Here is a 16,137-nt window from a genome sequence, read left to right as displayed (position 1 = left end):
CCCGAGGTGGACGCGCGTGAGCACATTGCGCCCACGGTCGATCACGTTGGTGAATCGGGTGTCGTCAATGATGACCGTGTCGAGCCCCGGTACGTTGAGCGCGCTCTGGCCGGCCGCTGTCATGGCCAGGAAAAACGGCTTCGGCACCACCCCCTCGAGAAACGGGCGGATCACCCGAATCGGCTCGCCGCCGTGATAATGCGCGGCGGTGATGCGCGGATAGCGCAGTCGCACCCACTCAGCCGCTTCTTCAACGGACGCCCGCGTGGGCAAGAAAATCGCGACACCGCGCTCGGATTTGGACACCTTCTGCAGGAATTTGTCGTCGAGAAAATTCAGCGGCTGCTTGCGCTCGACTTCAACCTTGGCGGCCTTGGTGGCGTCGAACGCCGAGACCTGTAGCACATCGGCGCTTTCGAGATAGCGCGCGTAGAACGTCGGATCGACCGTCGCCGAGAGCCAAATGAAGCGACATCCGACGCGCTTGCCGAGGGCGAGACACAGTTCGAGTTCAGCGCTCGTCTGATGGATCTCATCCACCACCAGCGTGTCAGTGGGCTGAATGTCGCCGTCCTGAAACCACCGGCGCGCAATGCCGGTGGTAATCACGACCACGTTCCACGACGGCGTTTCCGGCGTCGCTTCACGTTCACGATTCACGACACCGGCCTTCAGGACCGTCGTGCCGAGAATCGTTTCGGCGATCGGACGGATGGCGAGGGTCTTGCCCGAGCCGGTGCCGGCCACGATGCCGAAGCCTTGGCCGCTCGACGCCAGACGCCGCAGATCATCGCCGCGCGTTCGCTCGAGAAACGTGTCGAGGTGCAGGCCGACGGCGAGCTCGATCGTCTCGCATGCCGCACGCGTCGGCGCGATGACAATGACGCGCCCGGTCGGCGGCTTGGCCGCGACAAAGGCGTCGCGGTCGGGGGGTAGGTAACGATCACGAGGAGTGCGCACCCAGCAAATCTACTGCTCAAGCCGGTGTCGTTGGATCATTTCGGAGCGCTCACGTACTATTCAGGTATGAACGCTCCGGTTCGCTGCACGTGGCCCGTCAAGCCGCTCGATGTGAAGTATCACGACGCGGAATGGGGCGTCCCGGTACACGACGAGCCGACGCTCTTCGAGTTCATTACCCTTGAGGGGGCGCAGGCGGGGCTGAGCTGGTCCACGGTGCTTGCCAAGCGTGCGCACTATCGGGCAGCCTTTCGTCAGTGGGATGTGACGGCGATAGCCGCGTTCACGCCGTCTCAGGTCGACGTCATGATGCAGAACTCTGGACTCGTGCGTCATCGCCAGAAGCTCGCCAGCACGATCGACAATGCGCGCGCCTTCCTCGATGTGCAGCAGGCGTTCGGGAGCTTCGACGCCTACCTCTGGCGCTTTGTCGAGGGCACGCCGATCGATCAGCGACTCACCAGCCCGCAGCAGATGCCTACGCAGACCGCACTCTCCGATGCGATTGCGAGGGATCTGAAGGCGCGAGGATTCCGCTTCGTGGGAACCACCATCTGTTATGCCTACATGCAGGCGGTCGGCCTCGTGAACGATCACCTACTGTCGTGCTTCCGGCACGATCAGGTAGCCACCCGCTGACTGCAGCGTCTAGCGCTGAATCAGCTTCACGCGCTGGCCATTCTTGAAGATCTCGATGCGGTCGGCGCGACCATCGCGATTCACGTCGGTCCACACCTGTAGGAGCTCATTGCTCTGATCGAGGAAAATCGCGCGCCACGGCACGCCGCCCCGTCCCTGATCGGGCACCCGCACGGTGAACTCGTTCGTGCCGAGCCACTGCATGATGTCGGTGCTCGGTCGCCCCTGTAGCACATCGACCACGGAACGCATGGGCGGGAGAACCTGCGGATACGCGCGGGACGCGTACTCCGGCAGATCATCGCAGCGGCCGTCCTTGTCCATGTCGGTGCAGACGGGCGGACCATAGCGCAGGTCGTCGCACCAGCCATCACCATCGCGATCGAGACAGGTCGCCGATCCGTAACCTGGCGGACGCACACCCGGAGCTTGGTTGAAATAGCGCGGATCATTTACCGCCCCCGGCACAACGACGCCGCCCGGCGTCACGTACCCGCCATATGACCCATTCGGCCCCTGCGGTGACACTCCGGCCCCGGGATACGACGAAGCCGGCGAAGCACTCGCCGGCTGATCTCCATGCAACTGCTCGTCGGTAATCTTTTTCGCTTCCCAGGCGTCCCGCGCCCGCGGGTCCGCCTGAGAGAGATCAGGCGGGATCAAGGGAGCGCCCTTCTTGTCCAGCGGTTTCGAAAAGCCCTTGATCGGAAGCTCCGGCTTCTTGCCCTTTGCCGCATCGTCACCGTAGATCACGCGGCCGTTCGCCGGCTTGTTCCGCACCGCGCTGGCGCAGTCGGTGGGCGCCGGCTGCTGCGCTGCTGGCACACCTTCCACCCACACGCGGCACATGCCTTGAGGCGGACGATACCCTTTCGGGATGTCCGTCTTTTCGTTCTTATCGCTTCGCCCCTGCGCAAAACCGTTCTCCGCACTGAGCATCAGGCTCAGTGCGGCGGTTGTGGCTAGGATTCGCCAGTTGAATTGAAACATGCCTTCCTCCTGCAGGACTTCGCGCGCCGTCCACCACGGAGAGCAATCGGACGTCCCGCCGCATATCAAGGGCAGGGTGCATGCCAAGACGGACCCGACCGCCCACTGGCCTGCTGCTGCGGTGTAAGTATCGGCACCACTGTACCCTACGGACAGGGGGAGGGTTCGTACCGTAACAGACTGCGTCCGTAGAAGTGGACACGTCGGTGTCCTCTGGTAACTGCGGAGTGTGGGGTCAGGGGTGCGGAGTCGGAGGTACGCTAGCGCGGTCTCGCTACCGCCTACTCCGGACCGCTCACGTCGCCCTTATCGTGTTAGTCCCCAAAAGAAATTCCCATCATCCGGGCGGCATGGACGATGTCGTGGGCCGGATCGACGCGCTTCGTTTCCTTGAGCACGTCTTCGATCGGGATGGTCACGAGGTGCGGCGACTGGAGCGCTACCATGTGGCCCCAGCGCTTGTCGGCTATCGCCTGCACTGCCGCTGCACCAAAGCGCGTGGCCAGAAGCCGATCATAGCCCGTTGGCGAACCCCCGCGCTGCAGATGTCCGAGCACCATCGACCGCGTCTCTTTGCCGGTGATCCGCTGAATGTCAAAGCCCAGCCGTTCAGCGATGCCTCCCAACCGACGGTCCTGTCCCGGCAACGACGCGCCGATGATGGACTCCATTCCGCCCTTGGGCTTCGAGCCTTCGGCGACCACCACGATGCTGAAGCGTCGACCGGCCGCGTCACGGTCCATGATCTTCTCACACACCTTCCCGATGTCCCACGCGATCTCGGGAATCAGAATCACGTCGGCGGTGCCCGCGACACCGGCGTGCAGCGCAATGAAGCCGGCATCGCGACCCATGACTTCCAGCACCATCACGCGATCGTGCGACTCGGCCGTGGTGTGCAGCTTGTCGATCGCTTCCATGGCCGTGTTCACGGCCGTGTCGAAACCAAAGGTCGTCACGGTGCCGGGGACGTCGTTGTCAATCGTCTTCGGTACGCTGATCACGCGCATGCCCTTCGCCGCCAGCTGCGCCGCGATCTTCAGCGACCCGTCTCCTCCGATCGAGATGATGGCTTCAATACCGAGATTGCGGGCATTCTCCACGAGCTCATCGGAGCGATCGACGTTCTGCCACGTTCCATCGGCCTGCAAAATCGGATACGCGAATGGACTGCCACGATTCGTCGTCTTGATGATCGTGCCGCCCTGATTGGCGATCCCGCGCACGCTGTCCTCGGTGAGCGGGACGATTTCGTCCTCGCCGAGAAGCCCGGCGTAGCCTCGCTTGATGCCAAGCACATCCCAGCCGCGGGTACGAGCGGAGAGCACCGCAGCCCGAATGACGGCGTTGAGTCCCGGGGCGTCACCGCCACCGGTAGAAATCGCAATCCGCATGTCAGAAGAGATGGGTCGAGTGGTTGGGTGTGAAGGCGATAATCTATCGCCTGGTCACGGAATCAGGGCGGTGGGACCGCAAGCGAACGCATCGGACCCCCCGCGCCGGCAGCCAATTGCCGCAAGATCGTATCCTGATACACCACCGCGCCGCGCCGCAAATCACGCTGGGCCAGTATCAGGGAATGCTCGTCGCGGAATTCGCCCACCAAGGTGCCGAGGTCCATCACCGCTTGCCCCGAATTACGTTCGCTGGTTGGACTGGGCAAACCGCCGCTGCACGCGGTAGCAGCGCCCACGCTGAGCGCCGCCATGAGCACGAGCGTGGCCAGTCGGCAGCGCACCACCAATCGGTGGGCGATGCGAGGATGATGGCGGCGTAGTTCGGATGACACCGTTCGACAGCCTCGGAGTGATCGTGTGATCCCGCGCGGTGGTTGACTCGAGCATGCCCGATCTATTCGCCGCGCCCCATCCACGAGCCCCCGTCCACATGTCGCCGTCGCCCCGCCACCGTGCGCACGATCACGTGTTGCATCACGTTCGCGATCGCATCCACCATTCCGCACCACATGCCGCGGCGGTGCCACGGCGACCACGGCGACCACGGCGACCAGGGCGACCACGGCGTGGCGCGACGCTGGTGGAGCAACTCTGGCTGCTCGTGCTCACGGGCGGTCTGACCGCGCTGGCCATGGCGTCCGGTGGCCAGCTCTTCGCCGCGCTCGACGTAGCGATGGCCACACAGACCACCGTCGACCTACTCGCGCTCGCCCGCGATCACGCCATCGCCACCGGTGACCGCACCGCCGTGCGCTTCGATGTCGCGGGCACACGCGTCGTCGTGCACGTGGGGCGCGATACGATCGCCGTCGGTGACTTCCACGGCAGTGGTCTCACCCTGGTAGCGACGCGCGACTCACTCAGCTACGACTCCTCGGGGCTCGGCGTCGGCGCAGCGAATCTGCGACTGGTGCTCACACGAAGCGCCCGAGCCGACACCATTACGGTATCACGACTCGGGCGCGTGCAACGACGATAGTACAGACGAGCGCGCTGTGTCGAGCGCACGCGTCGAGCGCACTCAAGTGCCGAAGTCGAACCCGGGCACACTGACGCGCGGTATTTCTTGACCAATCGTACGCTCGATCGTGCGCACCATACCGATCTCTTCGGCCGACATGAACGTATACGCATCGCCCGTGCTCGCCGCGCGACCAGTGCGACCAATGCGATGCACGTAGTCTTCCGGCTGCTGCGGCACGTCGTAGTTGATCACGTGCGTAATGCCGGAGATGTCGAGACCGCGCTGCGCGATGTCGGTCGCCACGAGCACCCGCAGCTTCCCCGTCTTGAAGTCTTCGAGCGCCGCCATGCGTTCGCGCTGCGACTTGTCGGCGTGCATTGCGCCGGCCTTCACTCCGGCCTTCTCGAGATCCTGCACCACGCGATCCGCACCGCTCTTCGTGCGCGTGAACACCAGCACCGAATCGTGCGACTCCTTGGTAAGCAGATGCACGAGGAGATCGTTTTTGCGATGACGCGGCACTGGGTACACGGCGTGCGTCACCGTGGTCGCGGCCGACGATCGCCGACCGACCTGCACCACGACGGGCTTCCGAAGATATTTGCGCGCGAGCGCCTCGACTTCGGGCGGCATCGTCGCGCTGAAGAGCAACGTCTGCCGATAACGCGGCACCTGCTCCACGATGCGATTAAGCTGCGGCGCGAAGCCCATGTCGAGCATCCGGTCGGCCTCGTCGAGCACCAGCGTCTCGAGATACGAGAAGTCAACGTTGCGCTTCTCGAGGTGATCCAGCAAACGTCCGGGCGTGGCGACCACCACGTCGACGCCGGAGCGCAGCGCGCGCTCCTGCGGTTCATAGCCGACGCCGCCGAAAACCGGGATCACATCCACCGGCGCGTACTTGGAATACTTGCGCACACTCTCCTCAACCTGAAGACAGAGCTCACGGGTTGGCGTGAGTACCAGGACGCGCGTCCGGCGTGGCCCGCCGATCAGTCGATGCACCATCGGCAGCGTGAAGCTGGCCGTTTTGCCGGTGCCCGTCTGGGCGAGACCGATCAGGTCACGGCCTTTCAGCGCGACCGGAATGGCATCGCGCTGGATAGGCGTGGGACGCTCATAGCCGGCATCAGAGAGCGCGGCGAGCAGGGGTTGGGCGAGGCCCAGATCGGCGAACGTGGTATCGTCGATCAGCGTGTCAGGGTCGATTGCAGTCATGTGTTGACCGGAAAGCTAATCGGTCAGGCCGTCCGGGAAGCCTAAACCAGCTCGATCTCTCGACCGCTCAGCTGGGCGATCAGGGCGAGCCGGACGGTGACGTCGGCCGAAAAGGCCAAGTCGGCGGGTTCTCCGAAGGTGGGATCCGAGAGCGGGAGCAGCGGCCACGACCACACAGGCACGCGTTCCGGCATTACCACCGAGCGAGGCGGGGTCCATACGTGCTTCCGGTCGCGGTCGTCGAGGAGGCGATCGAGCAGCTTGCACCAGCCGTCATGTCGCTTCAGGTAGCCGATGCGCGCCATGATCTCGAGCCATCCCAGCGACGAGGCCATGTCGGCATCCATCGCGTTGCGGGTCGGCAGCAGGTCGCCCAACACCAGATGCGGCTGCTCGATCAAGTGCGGACCGACCTGCTGTACGGGCTGCTGGCGAGGCCACGGTTGTGCGAGAAAGGTGAAGAGCCGGTCCATGAACTCGTAGTGCTCGCTGCGGAAATGCGGCATATGCGCCAGCATCACCAGCAGATGGAACGACGGCGCCGTGACCTCCACAGGGAGCACATGCTGGTTGCCCAAGCGAATCCACGGCTTCTGGGCGAACGGCGACTTCAGGAACGTCATGACTCGGTCAACCAATCGACGCGCCGCACCTCGGAGCCGTGGGTCGCTCTCGTAGCCCGCCTGCGCCAGCGCCGCTGCGGCCGCTTCGCGCAGCAGCAGCCGCCCGCGCTTGATCAGGTCGTCGTCCCATTCCTTCGGCATCATCTCGGCCAGGAACGAGGGGTCGTTATCCTCGGCCAAGAGGCGGAACAGCAACCGCTTGGTGGAGCTGAGGGCGGGGCTCTCGGGGTCCCAACCCAGCTCCAGCAGCCGTCGATAAGCCGGGATGGTGCCGATGCCCTCGAGCGACAGCCCAGCCGGCACCGTGAGCATGCCGCCCGGCCACTGTCCGTCCCCATCCTGCATGAGCAGCAAGTGCCAACCCTGCCGACTGGCATAGGGCACCGCCGCCCATCCCGGCTCTGCCGCCGCTTTCGGCCAGAACGCCTTCGTGGCGCGGAACTGCACCGACGGTGACGCAGTTCGCAACAGCCAACTCATGGGGACCGTAACCGGTCCCCGCAGTGGAGGCGGCGGAACCGGCATCGGAGGGTGCAGCGAGAGGCGCATATCCGGAGGGACCGGGTGCGAATCAGGCATTGGAGGCGGCGATATCGAGGGCGGAAGCGTCACAATTCTGCAATTGTACCCCTCAGAAGACGATCCGCCAGAGGGACAGGGACGAACAGCACCGCTTTCAATACGGACTCATGCATACTGACTCGCTCTCTTAACGTTGCGGCAAGCAACGACGTCTACACGACGCGGTACGTCAGCGGCGCGACCGCGTCGTGGCCCGTGCCGAACGACCCACCGAGCCCCCCTGCCCATGAAGAACACGATCCGCATGTTCGTTGCTGCGGCTGCCCTCGCGATCGCGGTGCCTGCTTACGCTCAGGGCGGCGGCGGCGGTGGCGGTGGTGGTGGCATGCAGATGTCGCCTGCCGAGCGCATGGCGCGCCAAAAGGAAATGCTGTTCAAGGACATCACGCTCACGGCCGCGCAGGCGGCCAAGATTGATACGGTCATGCTCGAAGCCGGCAAGAAGCAGCAGGAAGCGATGATGGCGGCCCGCAACGGAGGTGGCGATATGGCTGCTATGCGCGAGTCGATGCAGAAGATGAACGCCGAACGCAACGACGCGCTGAAGGCCGGGCTCACTGACGAACAAAAGAAAAAGTTCGACGAGAACGTCGCGGCCATGCCGCAGGGTCGTCGCGGCGGTCTCTGACCATCGCCGCAGCATCGGTGGCCGAGCGGGGGGCGCCAATCGGCGTCCCCCGCTTTGCGATGTCGCTTGTTCAGCGGCGCCGTCCGGTCGAGATTGACTGCGGATCATGCCTGCGCCCTTCCGCTTCCGCTCGCCACTCTTCGTGGCGCGACCGCTGTACTCCCGCACGCGGTTCTGATGCGCGGCGAGTTCGTCGATCTGGGAGGCGTGCGCCTGTACTGCTACGCCTTTGGTGAACGCGGCGCCGGTGAGCCGATCGTCCTGATTCACGGGGCTTTCACGTCGTCGCATCTCTGGCAGGACGTGCTTCCGCGACTTCCCAAGGGGCACCGGGTCCTGGTGCTCGACCTCCTTGGGCACGGCCGTAGCGACCCGCCCGGTACGCACCGCATGACGGTGGCCGCGCACGCGACCCGTGTGGCGGCGCTCCTTGACGTGCTCGGCGTGCGTCGAGCGTCACTGGTGGGACACGGCATGGGCGCCGCCATCGCGGCCGTCGTGGCCCACGAGCACCCGGACCGCGTGGCGCATCTACTCCTCGTAAATCCCACGATGATCGGCTGTGAGCCCGGGGACGTGGCGTTGAGCCGCCGAGTCGCGCGATTGGTACCGTTCCTGCCGCTCTGGCGTCGCCTGTCTCCCGGGTGGCTGGCGTCAGCGCTCCACACGGCGTTGCTGCCATGCTACGCCCACCGCGACGTGGGCGCACGCTCGCTCGATCTTTATCTTAAAAGCTTCCGCACCCGCGACGGTCGCGAGTCGGCGTGTGCCCAGCTCGCCGCCCTCGCGGCATCGCGTAGCGATTCAGCGGATGCACTCGCGCCAGGCGCAATCGCCTGCCCCGTGCTGCTCGCTACCGCAGTCAGCGATCCCTTCGTTCCGGCGGCCCGCGTGCTCAAGCTCGGCGAAGCACTCCGCCTGGCGGCACCGAAGTGTCTTGAACTGCGCGTGCTCCCCGGCGTCGCGCACGTCGCGCCCGAAGAAGCGCCAGACCGACTTGGCGCGCTCGTCGCGGAACTCCTGACCCGCTGACTTGTCAGAGGAAGAGATCCACAACGGTGTTCCGCTGTCGCCGATTCACTCCCCTCCATCCGCTCGCCTTTCATGTCAGATCGCCTCGCCACCCTACGTGCCATGGCTGCCAAGCAGCCGGCCAATCCGCTCGCCCGCTTCGGTCTCGCCAACGAACTGCTCAAGGCCGGCCTGTTGGACCAAGCCGAAGTGGAGTTGGCGGCGTATCTCGCGATACACGATGACGAAGGCAATGGTTGGCTGCGTTACGCCGATACACTGCACGCGCTCGGGAAGCAGGACGCGGCACGCGAGGCCTGCGATAAGGGTATCGACGCCGCGACGCGGCATGGACACGCGACGCTGGTCTCGGAATTTGAGGAACGGGAATACTGAGCGCGGATCAGTTACAGCTCAGACGTCAGAACTCAGTAGGTTCAAAGGCAGACTTCAGACTGGGTCTGGTGTTCAGACACGAGCAACGACAGTGCACTGTGTCGAGCAATTGGGAACTCATCGCGATGCGCGAGGAGGCACACCATCAAATCGCTCGACACGGTGCACTATCGTTGCTGACTTCTGAACACTATAAAAAAGTCTGATCGCTGATCGCTGACGCTGGCGACTGAGCGCTGAGCTCTGAGTTTTGACTGGTGAGCAGTTACAGCTTCCGCATTTCGTCCACTGCGCTGATCACGTGCCCGAGGTCTCTCGACAACGCCCTCGCTTCCTGCGTGGCGTTCGTGACATCGCTGATCGCGGCGCCGACGCCCATCGTGCGCAACTTCACGATATCGAGACGCAAGGACCGCAGCGCCATCGACGCGCTGTCGAGTTGACGCTGCATTGTTTCGCGACGCGCGACGAGTTCCTGCAACGACGACAGCTGCCGTGTCAATAGCGTGAGCCGGCGCTCGCGATCAGGGGCCTGGTCCGGCTCGGCTTGTACCGCTGTCACGCGCAATTCGAGTTGCGTGAGCGCGTCGACGGGCAGGTCGCGCTGCAGGCGCTCGAGGCCACTGGCGAGCGCGCTGATGCGCTCCAGGAGTGCATCAGCCGTAGGCTCCACATCGGGCACGAGTGACTTGTCGGCGTCGGATAGCTTGGCGGTGACGTCTTTGATCGTGAGCCGATCGTCTACCGCATTGCGGAGCAGCTCGCCATATGCGGACGCGAGCAGCTGATCGCCCGCGACCAGGGCGAGTTGCTCGCGCATCTTCACTTCGTACGGACGATCGTCGGAACTCGCCGCGATTGCCTCCCACGAGCCGTTCCACGCATCACCGGCCGACACTCCGAGTCGTCGCAGGCGCATGAAATCGCGGGCCAGCATCTGCGCACTCGCGAATGCGGCCAGACCGGCGGCGACCATCGGAATAATCATCGGACGGAGCTCCAACGACGCGCCGAGGATCAGGCTGCCGAACGACACGGCGGCCGATCCCATGAACCACTTCGCGTGCTTCACGAACGCCCGCGACGCCTCCGCGATCCGCGCCGGCTTGTTGCCCAGATCGCCATCGGGCTTCAGCGCCGCCTCGCCGCCGAAAATGCGTCCCAGCGTGATGCCACGTCGGCGCAGTCTGATGTAGCGACCGAGCACCCCGAGGCCCATGCCCATCGCGGGAAAGATCGCCCACGGAAAACCGGGGCTGGTCGTCGCGTTGATGACGCCGAGGAACACGATCAGACCCGCCGTCGAGAGCATCTGCCCCTTGAAGCGTTCGATCACGTCATCGTCGCTACGCCACGCACTGGTGGCGTCCCCATACTGATCATTCCACTGCGACTGTACGTCTCGGCGCTGCCGTCGCACCGCGACCCGCCAATCCTGCATCGCTTCCTTCGACGCACGATTCCATGCTTTCACCTGTTCGCGCGGCGCATCAGGAGGAAGCGGCGGCAAGGCCGGCATCGGGGGCAGCGCGCCGGGCGCGGGATAAGCGCGTGGTGCTGGCGCGGGCGCCACGACACCTCGCGGAGCCCAGTCTTCTGATCGGTGACCATAGCGTGCATTTTCGCCAAGTTCCGGCGCGCGAGGCTCCGGACCACGAGCCTCCGGCACGTAGGCGTGCGGTGGCGCGGTATAGCTCACCGGGGCCATCGCATGCGGCGGCGGCGCACTCGCCCGGTGTGCACCGGTCTGCAGCGAGCCGTCACGCTGCACCTTGCGCAGCGCATCACGCAGTTGCAGCGCATTGTCCCAGCGATCCTGCGGCCGCTTGGCAAGGCAACGCTCGAGAATTTCCACCAGCGCAAACGGCGCATCGGGTCGCACCGCGCGAATGGGCACCGGCGTTTCGCTCACGTGCTTCAGGAGCATCGCGGGCGTGGTCGTTGCTTCAAACGGCAGGCGTCCGGCCAGCATGAGATACCCAACGACACCCAGCGAGTAGATGTCGCTGCGTCCATCGATCTCGCGGTCGCCGGTGGCCTGCTCGGGGCTCATGAACGCCGGCGTACCCACCGCGATACCGGTCTGCGTCAGTCGGGATCCGCTTTCTGCCGCACGGGCGATTCCGAAGTCGGTGACCATCGCGCGACCAGAATCCTTGTCGACCAGCACATTGTCCGGCTTCACGTCGCGATGCACGACGCCACAGGCATGGGCATAGGCCAGTGCGTCAGCCACCTGCTCGAGCATGTGCGCGATGTACTCGAAGGTTGGTCGTGGTTCGCGCACGATACGCGCCGCCAGACTCTCGCCCTTCACGAGCGCCATCGCGAAGCACACCAACCCGCCTTCCTCGTGCACCGCATAAATCGGCACGATGTGCGGATGATTCAACCGCGCGGCCGTCTGCGCTTCGCGCACGAAGCGTTCGCGCACATCACCGCGGAACGCAAGCTCAGGCGGCAACACCTTGAGCGCAACCGGCCGTTGCAATCGTACATCCTCGGCGGCGTACACCACGGCCATGCCGCCACGACCGACTTCCTGTTCAATGAGATACCGTTCGCCCACCGCCGCCGTAACGCGATCGCGCAGCATCTTTGACTCGGCCTGGCTTTCCGCCGCCTTCATGGCCGCTCGCTGACCGTCGGACATCGTACGGTCGGCTTACGCCGAACCGGAGCGCGATGACATCGCCTCGCGCACTTCGTTGGCGGCCTGCACCGCGATATCGACATCGCGCGCGAGCCGCATGGCCTGCTCGGCGACCAACGTGACGCTTTGCACCGAGCTGTTGCCAGTGCGCAGACGCACGAGATCGAGTCGCACATTCTCGAGCGCAATACGGCAGCTTTCGAGTTGGGCGCGACGCAACTCGCGCTTGGCCAGCGAATCGGCAACAGCTCGGCGATCACGCCGGAGCTGCGCCAACCGGCGCACGCGTCCTTCACTGCGCTGCGTATCGAGCGGATTCGCCTCGGCCTCGAGGGTACCGATTTCCGCGTCAATGCGGCGCGCGGCATCAGGTCCCTGCTCGCGATCCACCCGCGTGATATCGCGGGCGATGATCTCGACCTTGTTCACGAGATCCACCGCCGTGCGCGCAACATCGGGAATCCGCCCGCGCTCTTCGGCCGGCAGCGTGCCCAGCAGTCGGCCGATCTCTTCTCGATCGGCCCGCGCCGCTCGTACCAGTGCGACAAATTCGCCGAGCTCGTCGTCGCGGGCCGGTGCGTTGGGCGAGGCCGCGCCACGGTGAAACCGCAGCGGCGCCGACGGCGTTGACGACAGCACGCCATCGAGTCGATTGCGCAAACGGCCTTGGGCGCGAAGTTCTTCGCGCTTTTTCCGACTGAAGGTCGCCATGAACTTGTCGCCGAGATCGGAGAGGACCTCACCAAGCATTCGATGCTTGGGTTGCTTGAGCACATCGGTCCAGTCGAAGCCATCAGCCCATAGCTTGGCGTACTTCCACGCGATGTAGACTGTCCACAGCGTGGTCAGCCCCAGCATGTCGCCGCCGGTGAAGATGCTGATCACGAGGATCGCCCCGTTCACGAACAGATACGGCGCCAGCTTGCGGCGGAACGCCACGACGGGCGGAGCAAACCAGCGCGCCTCGTCTTCCGCCGTGGCGACGTATACGTCGTCACCCGAGGGCGGCTGCTGGTACAGCGGATACGGCGCCGCCGGCGGGGTGCTCGTGCGCGACTGATACGTAGGCGACTGATAGGCCGGTGGCGTGTACGGAGCCGGCGTGTACGGCACCGACGGGACTGAGGGACTGGGCGACCCCATCGTTCCGATCGGCATGCCACCGATCGGCGCGCCGTTGAAGCGTACCGGCGTACCCGTGGACTGCGGCGACGCGGCTGGATTAGTCGGCGGCGGCACCACGCCCGTTTTCAACGCCGTGACCATCTCGCCTGCGCTCTGGAACCGGTGCTCCGGACTCTTCTCCAATAATCTCATCACGATCTGCGCCAAATCATCAGGCGTATCCGGGCGACGTAACGACACCGGCACCGGCACTTCGGCTAAATGCTTTACCAACAACGCCGGCGTCGTGCCACCGGTGAAGGGCGGCTCGCCGGCCAGCATCTGATACGCCACGATGCCCAGCGAATACAGATCGCTGCGGGCGTCGAGGTCGCGATCACCCGAGGCCTGCTCCGGCGACATGTAAGCAGGCGTGCCGATCGCCATGCCGGTGGCGGTGAGCCGCGATGTCTCGCCACTGTCGCTGGCGGCGCGCGCGATCCCGAAGTCGGTCACCAACGCCCGGCCGTCGATACTATCCAGCAGAATGTTGTCGGGTTTGATATCGCGATGAATGACACCGCGCGCGTGGGCGTACGCCAGCGCATCGGCCACTTCGTGCAGCCAGCGTCGGACTTCGTCGATGGGGAGCGGACCACGCTTCTGCAGCCTCGTGGCGAGATTGTCACCGTCGATGCAGGCCATCACGAAGAACACCAGATTCCCGACTTCGTCAACCGAATAAATCGGGACGATATTCGGATGACTCAGCTGAGCAGCGGTCTCCGCCTCGCGCAGAAAGCGCGTACGAATATCACGACGGAACGACAACTCCGGCGGCAGCAGCTTGATCGCCACGAATCGCTTGAGTCGCTTGTCGCGGGCCCGATACACGATGCCCATGCCACCGCGACCGATTTCCTGGTCGAGTTCATAGGTGGCACTGAGCGCCTGCTCCACATGGGCGCGCAGTTCATCATCGTCGGTGGATGGGACTACGGAATCGGGCACTCGTGTGGGAATCGGGGAAGTCGCGCCGCATGTCTAGTGTAGCACCGGAGAGAAACCGGCAACAGCATCCTCAGTCTCTTCGACGGTCGCCGTACGGTCCCAGCTCGTTGAGAGTTGCAATGCGTCCCCCGTCCGTCCCAGATGCGCGTGAGATCGGTCACTCTGACCGGACCTTTCCTCAAGAGACAGTCGCGACAAAACGGCGGTTCCTTGGTGCGTACCCCGTCAACCCGGCACGGCTGCCCCAGTCTGCTTGCAAACCCTGCCGCGATGGCGTAATCCCCACGGTGTGAAACCTGCCCCTTGGCTGGCGGTATTCCTCTTCCAACAGGATCGTACGTCATGGGCCAGCGCCAAACGCTTCCCGTCCTGCCACTTCGCGGGACGGTCATGTTCCCCGGCATCACCGCACCGATCGCGGCGGGCCGCCCCGGCACCTTGAGAGCCATCGAAACGGCACTCAAGGGAGATCGGCTCGTCTTTGCGGTCGCCCAGCGCGACAACACCGAGGAGCCGACGTCGGACATTCTCTTCACGACGGGTGTCATCGCCCGCATCGGCCAGATCCAGCGTGGACTGGGCGGTGTTCAGCTGCTCCTGCAAGGCGAGCAGCGCGCCACGGCACTCCAGTACGCCGAAGTCGACGGATATCTCCAAGCGGTGATCGTACCGGCCGAGGAGATGATGCCACTCGACCTCAAGAACGCCGCCTTCGAGGCGCTCCATAAGGAAGCGCGTGAGCGCGCCGCCGAGTTGGGCGAGAAGCGCGGACTTCCGGAGGAAGTGGTGCATCAGGTGCTCGACTCGGTCGACGATGCCGGCAAGTTCTCCGACCTGGTGGCCGGCTACATCGAACTCACGGTGCCCGAAAAGCAGGGGCTGCTGGAGACGCTCTCCGTGGAGGAGCGCCTGCGTCGCGTGCTCGTGCACGTTCAACGCCAGATCGGCCTGCTCGAAGCACAGGAAGACATCAAGTCTCAGGTTCAGGAAGAGCTGGGCGAGCGGCAGCGCGAGATGTTCTTGCGCGAGCAGCTCAAGGCGATTCAGAAGGAACTCGGCGACGACGATCAGTCAAAGGAAATTACCGAGCTCCGCGACAAGCTGACCAAGCTCGTGCTGCCCAAAGAAGCGCGCGCGGAAGCGGAGCGGGAACTGGGCCGCCTCGAGCGCGCCGGTCGCGAATCCATGGAAGCGCAGGTGATTCGCACCTATCTGGAGTGGATCGCCGAATTGCCGTGGAGCGAGCGCTCGGATGATCACCTCGAACTCGCGCGCGCGGGCGAAATCCTCGAGGAGGATCATTACGGTCTCAAGGACGTGAAAGATCGCGTGCTCGAGTTCCTCGCCGTTCGCCAACTGCGCGCGCAGCAGGTGGCCGCCGAAGTCGAGACCACGGGTGAATTCTCGGTCTCGAAGCTCAAGGGAGACACCAGCGATGCAAATCCCACCCTCGGCAACGGACACGGCAACGGCGACCGTCAGATCACCGACGCGAAGGAAGCCAAGGCCCGCGCCATGGCCAAGGGTCCCATCCTGCTGTTCAATGGTCCGCCCGGCGTGGGCAAGACCAGTATCGCCAAATCGATCGCCCGCGCGCTGGGTCGCGAGTACGTTCGCGTGGCACTCGGTGGTGCGCGTGACGAGGCCGATATCCGTGGACATCGCCGCACATACGTCGGCGCGATGCCCGGCCGGATCATTCAGGGCATGAAACAGGCGGGAAGCAAGAACCCCGTGTTTCTGCTCGACGAAGTGGACAAGCTGGGCACGTCGTATCAGGGCGATCCGTCGAGTGCGCTGCTGGAAGTGCTCGACCCCGCCCAGAACGATTCGTTCACGGACCATTATCTCGGCGTGCCGTTCGACCTGAGCGAAGTGTTGTTCATCGCGACGTCGAACTT

Annotated in this window: 13 protein-coding genes and 1 pseudogene; 6 read left to right on the top strand and 8 right to left on the bottom strand. The window is 64.5% G+C overall.

Annotated features, from left to right (window positions below):
- Positions 1 to 960, bottom strand: a pseudogene (locus ACLL97_RS14700) (DEAD/DEAH box helicase); the annotation flags it as partial.
- A gap of 66 nt (positions 961 to 1,026) precedes the next feature.
- Between ACLL97_RS14700 and ACLL97_RS14695 the strand changes: the two are divergent.
- Complete coding sequence (locus ACLL97_RS14695) at positions 1,027 to 1,599, top strand: DNA-3-methyladenine glycosylase I (RefSeq protein ID WP_411281226.1); 573 nt, start codon at positions 1,027 to 1,029, stop codon at positions 1,597 to 1,599.
- A 9-nt stretch (positions 1,600 to 1,608) separates the two neighbouring features.
- Here ACLL97_RS14695 and ACLL97_RS14690 read toward each other — a convergent pair whose 3' ends face one another.
- From ACLL97_RS14690 to ACLL97_RS14680, 3 genes are all read right to left on the bottom strand, one after another.
- Positions 1,609 to 2,589 carry a hypothetical protein gene (locus ACLL97_RS14690; RefSeq protein WP_411281225.1) on the bottom strand — a complete coding sequence of 327 codons (981 nt, stop codon included), beginning with the start codon at positions 2,587 to 2,589 and terminating at the stop codon, positions 1,609 to 1,611.
- A gap of 314 nt (positions 2,590 to 2,903) precedes the next feature.
- Complete coding sequence (locus ACLL97_RS14685; protein ID WP_411281224.1) at positions 2,904 to 3,983, bottom strand: 6-phosphofructokinase; 1,080 nt, start codon at positions 3,981 to 3,983, stop codon at positions 2,904 to 2,906.
- A 62-nt stretch (positions 3,984 to 4,045) separates the two neighbouring features.
- Positions 4,046 to 4,378, bottom strand: a complete 333-nt coding sequence (locus tag ACLL97_RS14680; RefSeq protein ID WP_411281223.1) for a hypothetical protein — start codon at positions 4,376 to 4,378, stop codon at positions 4,046 to 4,048.
- A 248-nt stretch (positions 4,379 to 4,626) separates the two neighbouring features.
- Between ACLL97_RS14680 and ACLL97_RS14675 the strand changes: the two genes are divergently transcribed.
- The gene (locus ACLL97_RS14675; protein WP_411281222.1) at positions 4,627 to 5,025 is read left to right on the top strand and encodes a GspH/FimT family pseudopilin; all 399 of its coding nucleotides are present in this window, start codon (positions 4,627 to 4,629) and stop codon (positions 5,023 to 5,025) included.
- Between the two features lie 42 nt (positions 5,026 to 5,067).
- Here ACLL97_RS14675 and ACLL97_RS14670 read toward each other — a convergent pair whose 3' ends face one another.
- Together ACLL97_RS14670 and ACLL97_RS14665 are read right to left on the bottom strand one after the other, a co-directional pair.
- Positions 5,068 to 6,228, bottom strand: a complete 1,161-nt coding sequence (locus ACLL97_RS14670; protein WP_411281221.1) for a DEAD/DEAH box helicase — start codon at positions 6,226 to 6,228, stop codon at positions 5,068 to 5,070.
- Positions 6,229 to 6,269: 41 nt separating this feature from the next.
- A complete protein-coding gene (locus tag ACLL97_RS14665) occupies positions 6,270 to 7,319 on the bottom strand; it encodes a hypothetical protein (protein ID WP_411281220.1) in 1,050 nt (349 codons plus the stop codon).
- Between the two features lie 340 nt (positions 7,320 to 7,659).
- Here ACLL97_RS14665 and ACLL97_RS14660 point away from each other — a divergent pair, with 340 nt between their 5' ends.
- The 3 genes from ACLL97_RS14660 to ACLL97_RS14650 all read left to right on the top strand — a co-directional run bounded on the left by ACLL97_RS14660 (position 7,660) and on the right by ACLL97_RS14650 (position 9,468).
- Entirely contained in the window at positions 7,660 to 8,061 is a 402-nt protein-coding gene (locus ACLL97_RS14660; protein WP_411281219.1) for a hypothetical protein, read from the top strand.
- 177 nt (positions 8,062 to 8,238) lie between these two features.
- Positions 8,239 to 9,093, top strand: a complete 855-nt coding sequence (locus tag ACLL97_RS14655) for an alpha/beta fold hydrolase (protein ID WP_411281218.1) — start codon at positions 8,239 to 8,241, stop codon at positions 9,091 to 9,093.
- Between the two features lie 72 nt (positions 9,094 to 9,165).
- On the top strand, positions 9,166 to 9,468 hold the full coding sequence (locus tag ACLL97_RS14650) for a hypothetical protein (RefSeq protein ID WP_411281217.1): 303 nt from the start codon (positions 9,166 to 9,168) through the stop codon (positions 9,466 to 9,468).
- 265 nt (positions 9,469 to 9,733) lie between these two features.
- Here the strand turns inward: ACLL97_RS14650 and ACLL97_RS14645 are convergent, their stop codons facing one another.
- Together ACLL97_RS14645 and ACLL97_RS14640 are read right to left on the bottom strand one after the other, a co-directional pair.
- Positions 9,734 to 12,121: a protein kinase domain-containing protein gene (locus tag ACLL97_RS14645; protein ID WP_411281216.1), complete on the bottom strand. Its 2,388-nt coding sequence runs from the start codon at positions 12,119 to 12,121 to the stop codon at positions 9,734 to 9,736.
- A 12-nt stretch (positions 12,122 to 12,133) separates the two neighbouring features.
- On the bottom strand, positions 12,134 to 14,236 hold the full coding sequence (locus tag ACLL97_RS14640) for a protein kinase domain-containing protein (protein ID WP_411281215.1): 2,103 nt from the start codon (positions 14,234 to 14,236) through the stop codon (positions 12,134 to 12,136).
- Between the two features lie 342 nt (positions 14,237 to 14,578).
- Here ACLL97_RS14640 and ACLL97_RS14635 point away from each other — a divergent pair.
- Positions 14,579 to 16,137: LON peptidase substrate-binding domain-containing protein (locus ACLL97_RS14635; RefSeq protein ID WP_411281214.1), on the top strand; the 1,559-nt coding region annotated here is incomplete at its 3' end.

Origin of the sequence: Gemmatimonas sp. (assembly GCF_046594945.1) — a bacterium.
Taxonomy (GTDB): domain Bacteria; phylum Gemmatimonadota; class Gemmatimonadetes; order Gemmatimonadales; family Gemmatimonadaceae; genus Gemmatimonas.
This window is presented reverse-complemented; position numbering and strand designations above follow the sequence as displayed.

What these genes read in the sequence shown, in the direction of transcription:
- ACLL97_RS14670 (WP_411281221.1), bottom strand. Translation starts at nt 6,228, where the DNA reads ATGACTGCAATCGACCCTGACACGCTGATCGACGATACCACGTTCGCC.
- ACLL97_RS14660 (WP_411281219.1), top strand. Translation starts at nt 7,660, where the DNA reads ATGAAGAACACGATCCGCATGTTCGTTGCTGCGGCTGCCCTCGCGATC.
- ACLL97_RS14650 (WP_411281217.1), top strand. Translation starts at nt 9,166, where the DNA reads ATGTCAGATCGCCTCGCCACCCTACGTGCCATGGCTGCCAAGCAGCCG.
- ACLL97_RS14685 (WP_411281224.1), bottom strand. Translation starts at nt 3,983, where the DNA reads ATGCGGATTGCGATTTCTACCGGTGGCGGTGACGCCCCGGGACTCAAC.
- ACLL97_RS14695 (WP_411281226.1), top strand. Translation starts at nt 1,027, where the DNA reads ATGAACGCTCCGGTTCGCTGCACGTGGCCCGTCAAGCCGCTCGATGTG.
- ACLL97_RS14690 (WP_411281225.1), bottom strand. Translation starts at nt 2,589, where the DNA reads ATGTTTCAATTCAACTGGCGAATCCTAGCCACAACCGCCGCACTGAGC.
- ACLL97_RS14645 (WP_411281216.1), bottom strand. Translation starts at nt 12,121, where the DNA reads ATGTCCGACGGTCAGCGAGCGGCCATGAAGGCGGCGGAAAGCCAGGCC.
- ACLL97_RS14655 (WP_411281218.1), top strand. Translation starts at nt 8,239, where the DNA reads ATGCGCGGCGAGTTCGTCGATCTGGGAGGCGTGCGCCTGTACTGCTAC.